General features: G+C 48.6%; 9 protein-coding genes. 5 read left to right on the forward strand and 4 right to left on the reverse strand.

Annotated elements, in window-relative coordinates:
- Window positions 1–220 precede the first annotated feature (220 nt).
- The 5 genes from ACJJID_RS15220 (at window position 221) to ACJJID_RS15240 (ending at window position 8,067) form a co-directional block, all read left to right on the forward strand.
- A complete protein-coding gene (locus ACJJID_RS15220) occupies window positions 221–1,075 on the forward strand; it encodes a DUF3014 domain-containing protein (protein WP_152455149.1) in 855 nt (284 codons plus the stop codon).
- A gap of 312 nt (window positions 1,076–1,387) precedes the next feature.
- A complete protein-coding gene (locus ACJJID_RS15225) occupies window positions 1,388–3,385 on the forward strand; it encodes a DUF3857 domain-containing protein (protein ID WP_444920209.1) in 1,998 nt (665 codons plus the stop codon).
- 3 nt (window positions 3,386–3,388) lie between these two features.
- Window positions 3,389–5,572, forward strand: coding sequence for a hypothetical protein (locus tag ACJJID_RS15230; RefSeq protein WP_444920210.1), 2,184 nt, complete (start codon window positions 3,389–3,391; stop codon window positions 5,570–5,572).
- Window positions 5,573–5,894: 322 nt separating this feature from the next.
- Window positions 5,895–7,706, forward strand: coding sequence for a VCBS domain-containing protein (locus tag ACJJID_RS15235; protein ID WP_444920211.1), 1,812 nt, complete (start codon window positions 5,895–5,897; stop codon window positions 7,704–7,706).
- 64 nt (window positions 7,707–7,770) lie between these two features.
- Window positions 7,771–8,067, forward strand: coding sequence for a hypothetical protein (locus ACJJID_RS15240; protein WP_444920212.1), 297 nt, complete (start codon window positions 7,771–7,773; stop codon window positions 8,065–8,067).
- A gap of 81 nt (window positions 8,068–8,148) precedes the next feature.
- Here ACJJID_RS15240 and ACJJID_RS15245 read toward each other — a convergent pair whose 3' ends face one another.
- From ACJJID_RS15245 to ACJJID_RS15260, 4 genes are all read right to left on the reverse strand, one after another.
- A complete protein-coding gene (locus ACJJID_RS15245) occupies window positions 8,149–9,660 on the reverse strand; it encodes a tryptophan halogenase family protein (protein ID WP_444920213.1) in 1,512 nt (503 codons plus the stop codon).
- A gap of 137 nt (window positions 9,661–9,797) precedes the next feature.
- On the reverse strand, window positions 9,798–12,638 hold the full coding sequence (locus ACJJID_RS15250; protein WP_444920214.1) for a TonB-dependent receptor: 2,841 nt from the start codon (window positions 12,636–12,638) through the stop codon (window positions 9,798–9,800).
- 323 nt (window positions 12,639–12,961) lie between these two features.
- Window positions 12,962–13,924, reverse strand: a complete 963-nt coding sequence (gene glk, locus ACJJID_RS15255; protein ID WP_444920215.1) for a glucokinase — start codon at window positions 13,922–13,924, stop codon at window positions 12,962–12,964.
- Window positions 13,925–14,233: 309 nt separating this feature from the next.
- On the reverse strand, window positions 14,234–14,542 hold the full coding sequence (locus ACJJID_RS15260; RefSeq protein WP_152455163.1) for a DUF1272 domain-containing protein: 309 nt from the start codon (window positions 14,540–14,542) through the stop codon (window positions 14,234–14,236).
- Window positions 14,543–14,733 lie beyond the last annotated feature (191 nt).

The raw sequence follows: 14,733 nt of genomic DNA on the forward strand, positions 1-14,733 counted from the left end.
ATGGAATTCATACATCCTCCCAAGCGGGGGCGTAATCGGTAGGAAAGAGGGAGCCGGACAGAACCTGTAACAATCTACGCAACAGGCAGAGAGTGAATCAAATCCCCTTTGCGATGGGCTCCTGTGGAGAGTAAGGTAAAACCCAGGCATCACGGAGAAACCGAAGCGCTTTGCCGTGGTCAAAGGGTCACATTCTGATAGCAGCAAAAGGAGGCAGGGAATGTCGGAACAACAGTCTAGGCATGGGTGGATCATCGGAATTATTGTGGTGATCGTCGTCGCCGCGGCAGCCTATTGGCTGTGGACTGGCGAAGAAAAAAAGAAAGAGGTTCCCCCTACCAAAATTATTGAGGAGCCCCAAAGCACCCCTGAACCAGAAACACTGGAACAGCCTCAGGAACAAGCCGCCACCCCGGAGCCCCAGGAACCCGCACCGGTGGAAGAACCCAGCAGAGAACCCCCACCGCCTCTCAACGAAAGCGATAAGGCCGCTTATGACGATCTGATGAGCCTGGCCCCAGACAACGCCCTGTCGCGCTGGCTGGTAAACGATGAGGTGGTGCGCAAGTGGGTGGCCGCGGTCAACTCTGGCTCACGGGGAGACCTGATCCACAAGCACCGCCCACTGAAAACCATTCGCGGCCCAATTATTGTTACCGGCTCCTCAATGGAGGGCTACGAATTATCACCGGACAATTACCGCCGCTACGATCAGCCGGTGCGCCTGTTCGCCTTGATGGATACCGACACCGCGGTTGGCCTCTACCAATATTGGTATCCGCGCCTGGCGCAAGCCTATGGTGAACTGGGTATCCGCAATAAAACTTTCCACCAGGTGGTGATTGAAGCCATCGATAAGGTGCTCGCGGCCCCTGAGGTCGAGGGCCCGATCAAGCTGGTGCGCCCATCGGTCTACTATAAGTTTGCCGATCCCAAGCTTGAAAAACTGCCCGGTGTACAAAAGCTGATGATTCGCATGGGCCCGGATAACGCCGCACGCGTGAAGGAAAAGCTTAAGGAGCTGAAGCAAAAGCTGGAGGCTATGCCGGTTCAGCAGCCGGAACAGGCCCAGTAATCGCTTGAATATCATCGAGCCCTCCCGAGGGAGGGCTCAATGTAACACGTCCGCTCTTCCCCATTCACATCCCCAGATCCGCCAGCTGTTCAATATATTCTGCCTTGGGGTTGGGGTATATTACCGGCACACTTGGCGGTTAACGAAGTACTGCCGACCGGCGCTGTAGCAGGATCTACAGGCGACTATCGAGAGGCTCAGGAGGAGCTAGCGGTTTGCCGGAGCCGACCGGTAATTACCTTTGCTTCCTATTTAGCTCCTTTAGTTCCCTTCGTATCTGGATGCCCGCTGTAAAAACTATTGAGGCTCACCTTGAAATATCGTTTCCTCGGCCAATTGTTGGCTGCCACTCTTTTCCTTGTCACCTCATTTGCACAAGCGGCCCCGGAGCTGTTATTCAGTGCCACGCCTGAATGGGTGGAAATATTACAGCCGGTGGAATCAAAGCGCCCGGCGCAAGGCAGCGTGCGTGTGCACCTGTCCAATTCCCAGATCCGCCACAGGGGAAAAGACCAGCAGTATTACTTCCAGGTAATGGTTGAGCCCCTGAATCAGCAGGGTGTCAGTGAAATTGCCGAGCTGAGTTTCAGCTTCTTCCCAGCTTTCCAAAAGCTGTGGATGCACGATATCAGTGTACAGCGTAACGGTGAGCGACTGGATCGCCTACAAAAGGATGGCTTCAAGCTTTTCCAATCTGAGCAGGAGCTCGCGAATAAACTCTACTCCGAACAATGGAATGCACTGTATATACTGGAAGATATTCGCCCCGGCGATATTATCAGTTACGCCTATACCATTGAGGGCAGCAACCCGATTTTTGCCCGCAGCGACTTTGGCCGTTTGTACCTCTCCTGGCCCCAGGCGGTAGATCGCCGCTACGTGAAAATTAGCAGCGACAAGAAACTTAATTACCGATTTAACCATCGTGAATATCCAGTCCACAAAACCCATCAACAGAATAATTACGCTTACACCCTGGACTTGCGCGATGTTGCGGGAGTGCCAATGGAAAGCGAATATCCATACTGGCACGACCCGCTTAATTACATCCAATACTCCAGCTACGACAACTGGGGGCAGGTGAACGACTGGGCCCTGGGGCTCTACCAAGTCGACCGCTCATTGCCAGAGGCATTAAAAAGAAAACTGGATAACTGGCGGACACAGCTGGGGCTGGAGGCTGCGGTCAGCAAGGCGATTGAATATGTGCAGGAGGATATTCGCTACTTTGGCATTGAGTTGGGTATTAATTCCCACCAACCCAGAACCCCGCGTGAAACCCTGGAAAAACGTTATGGAGACTGCAAAGACAAAGCGCTTTTACTAACTAGTATGCTGGCACACATGGGAGTGCAATCCTACCCCGCCTTGGTCTCCTCTTCCCGTGGGCGGGATATCGGCGAGGATATTCCCTCCCCCGAGACTTTTAACCATGTGATCAACCTGATCGAACTAAATAATCGGGAATATTGGGTGGATGCCACGGCTTCAGGTCAGGGTATCGATATAAAGAATAAGGGCTTTTTCGATTATGAATTGGCACTTCCCATTGCCAAGCAGACCCGTACCCTGAAAGCCCTAGAACCCAGCTCAGAACAGGTCGCCAGCTACAGCGCCCGTATCGAAGAACAGTATGATATCAATGCGGCGGAAAACCGTGCGGAACTCCAAGTACGCTCTCATTTCTCCCACCTGAAAGCCGAGCAGGTGCGTCAATTCTTCCTCTCTGCAGATTCTGAGCAAATCAAAAGTAGCTATACCAATTTTATCGCCGGTTATTATCCGGGCGTAAGCACCAATCCAGAGATCACCTATAAAGATAGCCTGCAGGAAAACCAGCTGGAGGTATCCGAGCATTACCAAATCGGCGACTTTGCCCAGCTGAGTTCCGCGCGCAAGATATTTTCCTTGTATGGCTCCGCTTTGGTGCCCTATTTATCCAAGCCTCAACGCCCTATTCGCCAAAGCCCCCTGGCGCTGACACACCCAGTCGATGTCCAACAGAGTGCGACTGTGAATATTCGCGGGGAGCTTCTCTGGCAGGAGGAGCTGGGTACCACCACTATCGACAACCCCTGGTTCACCTTTACTCGCAATGCCAAACTGGATAACGGTGCACTTCTGGTAGACTACACCTTCAAATCCAAAACCGATCATGTGGAACCCCAAGATGTGCCCAACTATTTGGCACAATTCAATCAGCTCGACAAAGCACTGCAGTATAAGTTTTGGGCTAAAGGGGAGGCTTCCTCCGAGCGCAATAGAAGCCAGGAAATGAAAAACCTGATTAAAACCCTAATCAGGAAGTAAGCCATGAAGAAGCTGCTGATTTTACCCACCCTATTCTTACTGGCTTCCTGCGCCTCCCAGACCGCGGTCCAAACACCCGCAGATCCACTGCAGGCTTTAACCGAACAAGTTGCGCAAGCACCGGATTCGGTGCGATATGCTACCTATTGGAGTGAATATTTAAAATCACCCCAGCCTCTCAGAACCTTAGAGGCACAAGATCGTTACCAGTCAGAAATGATAGAGCTGGAAAGCGGCAGGAAAACTTGTACAGAAATAAATTGGGAAAAAATAACCCAACTCAACAGTATCTCGCTACTGCCTCACCTGAGCGCCGCCGAATGCTATGAATCTGCTGGCAATAGTGAGCAGGCCAACTATCACCAGAATATTTTTAACTTTATCGCCACTGGAATACTGTCATCGCGCAGGGGCGATACGTTCTATAGCGCCTATGAAATAGCCAGTTGGGCCGACGCTGAGGACCTACTCAGCATGTCTGGCTATGAAATACTCGATAACTATTTTGAATTTGCCGCGAGTCGAAGCGGCCTGTATCGAGTTTACAATGTGCGCGATCCTGACAACAGCAAAGTGCGCAAAATATACTTTGATAACAGTCGTTTCCTCCATCGCCTGCTCGAAATTCAATACCCCTTTGCCGGTCTCTCTGACTCTTTGTATAAAAACATCATTCAACCGCTGGCAGAGTCTGACTATGCCGCACGCCACGCCGTTGGACAGGTTCAGGAGGCTGAGGGGGAATTCCAGCAGGCGGAGCAAACCTACTTAGAAGCCATTGGCATGGGCTCTCTCACCGCGAATATTAGTCTTGGCAATCTGTGCCTCGAAGGCAACAGCACCATGTTTGCCGTGGATGAATGTGCCCAACTCTTTGTTGCCGCTGCAGACCTGGGGCTACAGGAAGGTAAAATTCTACTCGCTTATATCACCACTATCGGACTGGGTATAGAAGTCGATACAGAGTTAGCCAGCCAGTTGTTGGCGAGTGCTGCAGTCACCATGCTCAAGGGCGAGGCCGAATACGCAATGGCGCTATTACTGGCATCGAATCAATACAATATGCCGAGAACGGAGTTAGCAAAGCACTACCTGCAACTATCCTCCCAGCAAGGCTATGCCCCGGCACTGCTGGACCTCGCAGGCTCTCATATGAAAGGTAAGCCGGGACAAGAGGAAATCTTCGCAGACCTGATTAGCCAGGCTGCAGAAAAGAACTATCCCCCTGCACAGTTTTACTATGGGAAATATCTGCTTGAGGTCGCTGGAAACAACCAAATTCACGAGGGAATACATTTTCTACAGCAATCGGCCGGTGCCGGATTCCCCGCTGCACTTTATCTAAGGGGAAGAATTGCAGAAAACGGTCTCTACCAACAAAAGGAAGATGAACAGTCCGCGCTACAGGACTTCGAAAAGGCAGCCCTAAGCTGGCACCACCCAGCACAATTTCGTATGGGGGTACTCAATTCCACTGGAAAACTTGTACCGACCAATCACGAACTCGCCTATGGCTGGTATGCCCTCTGTGCCAAGATAAATAATCTCGAATGCGTGACCAATCTAGGCTATGCCTCTGCTATGGGTGCCGGTGTAGAGCAGGATTACCATCGGGCAATTAAAATCTATCAGTACGCCGCACAGCAGGGATCGGCCAGGGCCAGCTACAATCTGGGGTTACTCTACCAAAACGGACAAGGTGTTGAGAAAGATCTACATCAGGCGAGGCAATATCTAGCGCAGGCCGCCGAGGCGGGCTCCACCGAAGCAATGAACGCTCTGGGGATGCTTTATCTCAACCAAAGTGAAGACACACAAGATTATGCAGAAGCATTAGCCTGGTTTGAACGCGCTTCAAAACATCACTCCATGTATGGTCTCTATAACCAGGGGCGAATGTATGAACAAGGGTTGGGAGTAAACAAGGATCAGGGACAAGCTCTTGAATTATATAAAATTGCTTCTGAACTCGGTCATACGGGAGCCTCTTTAAAGCTGGCCAGAGCTTACAGCTCCGATGAGCTTAAAGAATATGATCTGCAAAAGGCCATACATTTTTTAACACTAGCCTCTGAGCAGAGCGGAAACAACATCGTCAGAGAAACCCTACTTAACTGCCAAAAAGCCCAATATTGCAGTGAGTTGGATATAGGTAAACTGGTTAGTCTCTTATCAAAAGCTGAATAATTTCCCTAGATTTACTGATAAAGCGGCCAACCGTCAAATTGGTCGCTTTACTTCCACCTGTGCACATAAGTGACAAACTGGTGACATAAAGAGCAATTTTTAGCCTGAAATTACAAGGCTATAAGAATTAAATATATATTCTGATAGGTAATTCAGAAGGTAATTTTCTAGATTTTTTTACTTTAATTTCGCCAAAAGTACCTAACAGGTATCAATTCCTGAATATTCACAGTAAAGCTCCAATATCCACCCGATTTCACAGAATATGCAGATCTCTAGCCTATAATCCTGCGCAAAATTACAGATGGATATCGAGAGCAATATGAAAGATTCGATAAAACTATTTTCAACCATCAGCTTGGCGGTATTCTTGACTGCTTGTGGTAGTGGGGGCGGTGACGGTGGCTCTGATAGCGCTGCAGGAAATGGCAGTGGCAGTGGCAGTGGCAGTCAAGAGACTGGCATCGGTACAATTAGCGGTGGTGAAGGCAGTGTTACCGAAGACCGCACAGTCTCTACGAGTGGCAAGCTCATTGATGATGCCAACCCCAGCCAGATCTTTGAAAATAGTAGTTTTCAAGGCACTTATGGCACCCTGACAACCTCAATTGATGGCAGCTGGCTTTATACCCTGGATAGCGCTCTCTCCGATCCCCTGGATGCGGATGAGCAGGCCACCGACTCGTTTACCCTCGGTGTGGGTAATGGCAATGACGTCACAAAAATTAGCATTCAGATAACCGGCGCTGACGACCCCTATTCTTTCAAACCTAGCATGCCCCTCTCTTCATTGGTTTTTAATGACAAAGAGTACGCCTCTGGTAAGTTGGAAATCGATGATGTCGACGGTAATACCCCCCTCTTCAGTGCAGACTCCATTGAGGGTGAATATGGTCAATTTACCCTTCAGAGTGATGGAACCTGGGAATACTCACTTAATAGCAACAGCGAGGCATTAAAAACAGGAGAAACTAGTGAAGACACGATCAAATTTCTACTTACAGATGGCAGCCAGCAATCAGTAGTTTTTTCAATTGCTACAACAGCCTCGTCTAAAAACAGTATCGTTTTTATATTTATGAATTTCTCCGACGCTATCGCCACCAGAGAGGCGGGGGTTAGCGAAATTGCCGACATGGTCTTCAATGAAGTCGATTCTCTTGATAATGCCTATCTGGAAAATTCCCAGGGCCAACTCAAGTTCCTTAGGCACCGAATCGATAACGATACTCTGCAGCATTATTGCTATGGTGAGGAGGGTGTAGAAAAAAGCTCTATTGACTGTATTACATACACTATTCCAGACCCTCAAAACGGGGGAACCTTAAGCGTTGCAGATGCACAAGCTCGCCAGGGCCAGGGTGGCAAGTACACCGATGGTGGTTTTTCCTGGAGAGACGATGCCCATCAGTGGGCCAAAAATAACTTGGTTGATGATAACGGTCAGCCTTTGAACTTAAGTGATTGGCGCCACCAAGTGTATATCTACCCTTCAGAAGCCGAAGATGCCGGTTTGATTGGTACCGGTATTGCCTCTGTGGGTGGCAAGTGGAGTATTGTTGCCGCACGTACCGATCAATTGGTGATGGGGCATGAGCTGGGTCACAATATTGGCCTTGGCCACGCAGGCTGGGACGAAGATAACGATGGTACAGCCGAAAATGAATACGGTACCGCCGGCTCCCTAATGGGCAACCGGTCAAAATCTCGCCTATTTGGCAGTGCCCACCGGGAGGTTATGGGTTGGTACAAGTCAAATCCAGAGTACACTACAACCGTCAGCCAGATCGCTGGCAGTGCCCAGGATATAGAGATTCAGGCCATAGAGCTGACAGCAGGTGAACTCTCCGGGACACTTCCCCAACAACTTAAAGTGCAAAGCAATGGTAGTAAAAACGGTAAAGATTACTACTATGTTAACTATCATATTGGCCACAACATTCTAAATCCAAGGTCTCATTATGCCAATTCAGTGACCATTCACTATTTGCATGATATAGATTCAAATCATGTCGCCGTACTGGAAAAACCAGGTGACTCTTTTAAAGATGACAATGTCGGCCTCATGATTACTTACAAATCTAACAGCGAGCCTGGTCAATCTGCAGTGATATCGGTCGAATATGATAAATAAGGACTGTGAAGACAGTCAGAGAATTACTTGAGCCATCAATCATTTTATTTAGAAGGTAGTCTTAATGTATAAGGTTTTATTAATCGTATTCAGCATTACTTTTAGCCTTTTCTGTCAAGCAGAGGAAGTCGTTACTGGAACTTTAGAGGAGATCATCTCTGAAGACTTTAAAACCGGTAAGGTAGAGCGTCGTTTCAGTATCAAAGATGAAGCTAGCGGTAATTATTATTTTATTGACGCTAAAGAAGTTAAGCAAAAGGGCATGAAATCTGGGGACCGGGTAAGAATTCGCGGTGAACGGGGCGATAAGCGGATGCTGCACATGAAGGAAACCAAGAAGCTGGAAAAGACTGTAGAATAATAGGTTCCTCAGAGCCGGGCTAATGAAAAGTATCCGGCTCTATCTTTTCCCTGAAAATCTTCAATTCACCCTAAGATAGTTTCAAATGGACTGCAACATCCTTAAATGTTCGCAGTGCGATCCAAAGTTCAATGCGCAACGTCTATTGAACTCCCGAATATCTTCAATTTTATATTTATTTGCCAAGTCACTGCCCGGACGCAGCTGTTGCTGATCTGGGTAGATACCCTTGCCTGTCAACAAGCAGTTCCAGGATACATTGGGAAAGTAGATATCCAGATTTTGATTTAGCAGTTCATCGGTAATATTCTTACCGGCCATCCAGGACTGCAAGATAGACCGCAGAGATTGTGAGATTTTTTCATTGGTGCTATTGGCAATCCAGTAATCAGTATCCCTACGCGAACTGATTCGGTAGTGACAGACGATGTAGTCACGTACGGCATCAAAACGGGCGCTGATGCGATTATTAAATTCTTCCCTATATTTATCGGTGTAGTCGCCATTGTTATAGGCTTCGATAAATCGCACCACGGTCTCTTGAACCATATCCAGGGCTGTCGCTTCGAGGGGTTCTATAAAACCCTGAGAAAGCCCCACGGCTAGGCAGTTTTTTGCCCAGTGCTGAGCTACCCGACCAACTTTGAACTTCAACTGACGAGTCTCTACATCACTATCCAGTAGTCCCAGATGGGCACGAATTTCTGTTTCTGCTTTGTCAGCATCCACAAAACTAGAGCTATAAACATAGCCATTGCCATTGCGATTGGTCAGGGGAATTTTCCATGCCCAACCATACTTCATCGCTTTAGATATTGTGTGAGGAGCAAAATTTTCTTCTTGCTCGGTCGGAAACACTATTGCCGAATCATTAAAGAGACTCTCCGCACAACTAATAAACGGCACTTTCAGTGTTTGCTGGATTAGGTTCCCACGGAAACCCGAACTATCGACATACAGATCCGCTTTGAGAACCTCACCATCAGTAGTTTTCAGGTGATCAATATTCCCCTGTGCATCGAGCATGGCGCCAGCCACTGACGCCTCCTTATAGCGAACGCCTTTCTGTTCTGCAACACGCCGCAGGAACTGGCCCAATAAACCAGAATCAAAATGGTAGCCATAGGCAATTTCAAAAGGGAAGTTTTCCGGCGCGACTGGAGATAATTTTTGCCGGATCATCTCAGTTGCCAGAAAGAACTGATCTGGGTGCCCTTCCAGATCGATGCCTTTTCTACGTAAGAAACTATTATGGAAAAATGCCGGGATAGTGAATTGATCTGGTTGAGCGACAAAAGGGTGAACATACTCGGTGAAACCTGGCTTCACTGACCAGTCTTTAAAGGTGATTCCCACCTTGTAAGTCGCATTGCATTCCGGCATCCACTCCGCTTCGCTAACACCAATCGTCTCCATGAAGCCTTTTAAAGGCGGTGTCGAGCCCTCCCCTACGCCAATAATGCCAATATCCGGTGATTCCACCAGGGTGATTTCAAACCCTTTATCCTGCCAATGGGTCGCCATCAAGTTAGCGGTAATCCATCCGGCGGTACCGCCACCCAGAATAATAATTTTTTTATTTTGACGGTTCATTTCTATTCTCAAATATTCAGAACCTGAACGAAATATCAGGTATTGAGGAATTTCCAACAAAAAACCACCCGGCAAGCAAGGCTCAGCGGGTGGTCTTTTATTACTATTCCAGTTTACACCGGATTAACTAGAGGCACTTAATAACTATAGTTTAATCCGAGATAAAACTGACGCCCGAATTCAGTATATTCACCGAGGGCACCATCCACCCCGTAAGATTTCACATCCGCTTCATTGGTCAAATTATTGCCGGATAAAACAATATCAACACCATTTTCGAAAGCATAGGAAATCTGTGCATCCACAGTTGTATATTCACGAGCAGGAACTACTGTAGAGCTACCAGGGATTGACATTACTTCTGTAAATTCATCTCTATAGCGCACATTTACATGGCTGCTGAAGTTCCCGATATCCCAAAATACCGTAGTACTCCACACGTTCTCAGATAGGCCTGGTAAGGGCATTGTCTCGCCAGCGAGATTACCACCAGTAACCTCTGTCTCACTTTCTGTGTAAGAATAACTAGCGGTCATACCTAGCCCAGATAGAACTCCTGGGAGCTGATCAAAGGTTTTCGTACCAGCCAGCTCAATGCCGCGAATATAGCCACCCTTATCATTGTTCACGTAGGTTTCAAATGCACCAGCTTCAAAGCCTACCGGAACATCGATACCCAAAGATTTAAACAGAGCTGTGCGTTCAGACTGGCTGTCGAGATAAATATACTGCTTCTCGATCAGACTCTCGATATCTTTCCAGAAGATTGCTGCAGTGACTGCACCACCATCTTCAAAGTAGTGTTCATAAGCTAAGTCAAATTGATTCGCACGAAAGGGATCTAGGTAGGGAGATCCTTTGGTCCAAACATTATAATCATTCTCTCCCGCTGAGTTCCAAGAACCTGCACCGCCCTTTAGCTGGCCAACCGGCGGGCGTCCCATAACTTTTGCTGCGGCGAAGCGAATGTAATCTTGTTCTGATAACTCAAAGTTTAAATTTAATGAAGGTAAGGTATCAGTATATTCAGGGCCATACTCGACATGGCCATAGTCGGTGCTAGTCACACCCAAATCATCAGTGATCGCGGTACCAAGTCCATCACCAATTTTTTGGATGCCTTTTGATTTAACGTCTGTTTCGACAATACGCACACCAAAGTTACCGGTTACAGGTATGCCACCCAATTGGGTATCAATATTCGCCATCGCATAGTAAGCGAATACTTCTTCAGTAACAGCTCCAGACTCAACAAAAGTCCAATCCTTACCATTACTGAAAGTTTTTACACCGTTGTAGTTACCAGCACCAAAAATGCTTGATGCAAGGCCATCCATATCAGTGATAACGAAATGATCGGGAGCACCTTCAACGGATTGAACTTTTACGAAACCATCCAGCTCCTGTGGCATGCATTCAATTTCTGAAAGGTTTTCTTCACAGTAACCGTTATACTGCCCATCGCGACTACCATATAGGAAGGTTCCACGATCAGAATCAAAAGTTCTCTCAGAGTAACGAAGACCAGCTTCAATAGAGGCGATTGCGCCCCATTCCAAATCAAATTGGTAGTCCACTTTGAAGGCTTCAACCTCGTCAGTGTACTCGTGAGGATACTCCTCATAGCGAGAAAGACGCATGGTATCCAGGTCAGTAAAATCTACCCCGGCAAAAGCAGCTGAAGGTATACCATCACCTTTCATTGAGTAAGCAAAGCTTTGATTTGCCGCTTCCTGCCAAGTCTCCAGCTCACCGCTATCGTCATACCCCAAGTCATACGCATGCATGGACACAATCTGGTCCTTACGAGTCTTTGTGCCTTCGCTGTATGAATAATCGAAAGTTAAAGTATGCTGATCAGCAAAACTCCACTCCAAATTCAAGCCAATACTGTCGCTATCTGCCTGGGTGGATTGATCTTCGGAGCGCGCTTCAAACCAGGGACCAATAGTTGTATCGGTGACAGTTGCTGTGCCTGAGGTTGCAACCCCCCCGTCGATTATTCCATAAGGGGTGTAACCATCGGTCTTTTCTAAGTTGCCAACAGTAATACCGTGGCGAGTATCAATCCGCTCAAATTCAGACTTGAAATAGTCAAGCTGAGCCTTGAAGTTATCTGTGGGCTGGAATACAACACTGGCCAGATAGCCATCGCGAGTATCTTTACCTGTTCCAGCCTGCCATTGGAAGGCTCGAGGTACATTTACTTCCTCTTCATCTTCCGTAGTTCCGGTGAAGTATCCGAGCTGATCGTCAGCACCTGCACGCGCTTTGGTAAAGTTGTTTGGCTGCTCAAGGTGGGAATAACCCAGAGCGACGCCCACCTTGTCATCCATAAATTTACCCATGTACGACAGCGTGACACGCTCACCGAACTCGTCGGCACCGACGTCATCGGCTGCGTCGTTAAACGACATGCGTACATTGGCATTAAAGTTGTGTTCTTTCTCGGCATCGAGAGGGTTGGCCGTTTTCAGCTCTACAGAGCCCGCTACACCACCTTCGATATGAGAGGCTTTCGGAGTCTTGTAGACCGCCGCCTGATTAATCAGCTCAGCTGGGTACTGGTCAAAAGAGATCCAGCGAGTACTTTCGGTATAACCACTGGTAGAGGCCTGCTCACGACCATTCAGGGTCGTCTGCAGGAAGTCGCCGTTCATACCGCGGATATTTAGCTGTGAGGACTGACCGTTGGATCGCACGGTGGTTACGCCGGGCAGCCGCCCCAGGGCGTCGGCAATAGATTGGTCGGGAAGAGATGACAGAGCGCCCGCATCTACCACATCGGCCACCACATCGGCGGCGCGCTTGGCTTCAACGGAGTCCAAAACGCTGGTGCGAATACCGGTAACTGTTACTTCTTCCAGTGTTTCCTGCTCCTGCGCATAGGCCCCAACCGAGGTGGACACGGAGGCCGCGATGGCAGCAGATAGCAAAGTGGGTCTGAGTGCCCCTTTACCTTTATTGGATAGACTCATCATCTTCTCCCTGGACTTATCGTTATGTTGAGACCCTGCATCCTAGGACGGCCCCCTATCCATAACATCCTCCCCCGAGGGGGGAGGAGGCGGGAGAAACTGTGACTTCAATCACGCTGGTATGCCGCATAATTACACGCGATGCGGCGAAGGTAAATTGCATCTAACTAGGTAGGCGCAAAGGGAGGTGTGGCTTGTAAGAGAAGCTTTAAGCCTTGCGGAGCCCCTGAAAAAAGTGACGATTTAGTGTTAACTTTCCCAAACGTTTTATAGGTACCCCTGAAACAAATAAGCTGATCTATTTCAGGGACACAGCTGGCAAATCAACCTTCCAATTGCACCGCAGCACCGATGAGGGCCTGATAGCCGGCATTCAAGGCATAGACCGGCACGGCTTGCATCCACTTTGCAACCCGCCCCTTGGTGAGAAAGCGCTGCTCAAACTCGCTTTCGGGCAACAACTCTGCGATACGAGGCAGTATACCTCCCCCCAGGAATACTCCACCACGTGCGCCCATATACAGCGCTGCATCTCCCGCGACACTGCCGAGGAAATTGAGGAAATCCAGCAGGGTCTCATGACACATAGGGTCGGAGTTATCCAGGCCACGAGTGCTTACATCCGGTGGTGTCAGCGCTTCAGGGGTTCGGCCATTCAATTCGCAGACGGCGCGGTACAGATTTACCAAGCCATTTCCAGAGAGGACCCACTCATTAAAAACCGGTGTACGGCTCTTCATGAGGATCTGCAGTAATTGCAACTCGCGCTCGGTGGAGACTGTTAGGTTAGCATGGCCTCCCTCGCCTGCGAGCACATGGTAGCGTCCATCGGCCTCAACCAGGCCCGCCACACCGAGGCCTGTACCCGGTCCCAGTACCACCATGGGCGCCCCTTGTGGGCGGGGCACATCTCTCAGTACCTTATAATCACTACTGGTCAGGCGCGGCAGGGATTGAGCCAACGCAGCGAAATCGTTGATCAACTCCAGATGGGGAAACTGAAACTCCTCGGCCAGGGCCGTGGCATCAATACTCCAGCCCAGGTTGGTCATGTAAACGCGACTACCGGAGGAAGTCTTTTCCAGCGGGCCAGCAGCGGCAATACAGGCTTTCTCAGGTCTGGGCTGATTGAGGCCATCCAACCAATGCTGCAGCGCAGCATCAAACCCTTCAAAGCGCTTGCAGTCCACTACTTTCAGCCCCTCGAGCTGATAGCCCTCCGCAACCGGTCTGGCTATCGCAAAACGGGCATTAGTGCCGCCGATATCCGCTACGATACTCGTCATAGTTATCCCTGTAAGATCCCCAAAAAAAGGCGATATAAGTTAAGGGGTGAGAAGAAATTATGCTAGCCCCATTGGTCAGGGTTGAGGGCAACCTAGCCCATAAAGTAACCGGGTAATCTACTACTGCCCCTGAAGCAAAGAAAATATGCCCTTAAGGACACAGGCTGAGTGTATTACTTCTCTTCGTACCTTTTTTCCCTATTAATGCAGAATAGCTATCACGGCGACAGCATGCTAAGCAGCTATTGACCGGAAAATATAATTTGGTCATTAGCACATAACTCTGCATCAATAATCACAGCAAAAAGATCAACGCACTTCAGCAGCAATCTCTCTTAAGGATTCAGCGAAAACTTGCATTTCCTCGTGGCTGAATTTGCTTTTCACTCTCTTTTCTGAAGGTGGCTGAAACTCGAGACCCACGCCTGGGCGCCGAGCCACTTGTGGACGAATGGGCCTTGGGCAAAAACCACCACCGCAATTTGGGCAAACGTTGCTCAGTATGTCTTCTACACAGGTGCGGCAAAAAGTGCACTCATAGGTACAGATCATTGCCTCTGTGGAATTAGGAGGTAGGTCCTTATCACAGCACTCACAGTTGGGTCTCAGTTGTAGCATGGGGAACTCGCCTTCAGAGTATGTAATTATTAGAATTGAGAAATCTCAGCTTTATTAAGCAGGTCGACTTTTATTCTTATAACTTCCCAATAAACAATAATTCTTAATAATCTTCAAGCCTTGGGAAGTAATCATCTAGGGTCAGGTGAATTCTTTGGGGAAAAGGCAGGAACCTTAAAGCAGTTCGTTTA

The organism is Microbulbifer sp. CnH-101-G (genome assembly GCF_052466775.1).

Excerpts from the sequence above, each read along its gene's own strand:
- ACJJID_RS15235 (WP_444920211.1), top strand. The coding sequence starts at position 5,895 with ATGAAAGATTCGATAAAACTATTTTCAACCATCAGCTTGGCGGTATTC.
- ACJJID_RS15260 (WP_152455163.1), bottom strand. The coding sequence starts at position 14,542 with ATGCTACAACTGAGACCCAACTGTGAGTGCTGTGATAAGGACCTACCT.
- ACJJID_RS15250 (WP_444920214.1), bottom strand. The coding sequence starts at position 12,638 with ATGAGTCTATCCAATAAAGGTAAAGGGGCACTCAGACCCACTTTGCTA.
- ACJJID_RS15230 (WP_444920210.1), top strand. The coding sequence starts at position 3,389 with ATGAAGAAGCTGCTGATTTTACCCACCCTATTCTTACTGGCTTCCTGC.
- glk (WP_444920215.1), bottom strand. The coding sequence starts at position 13,924 with ATGACGAGTATCGTAGCGGATATCGGCGGCACTAATGCCCGTTTTGCG.
- ACJJID_RS15240 (WP_444920212.1), top strand. The coding sequence starts at position 7,771 with ATGTATAAGGTTTTATTAATCGTATTCAGCATTACTTTTAGCCTTTTC.
- ACJJID_RS15220 (WP_152455149.1), top strand. The coding sequence starts at position 221 with ATGTCGGAACAACAGTCTAGGCATGGGTGGATCATCGGAATTATTGTG.
- ACJJID_RS15245 (WP_444920213.1), bottom strand. The coding sequence starts at position 9,660 with ATGAACCGTCAAAATAAAAAAATTATTATTCTGGGTGGCGGTACCGCC.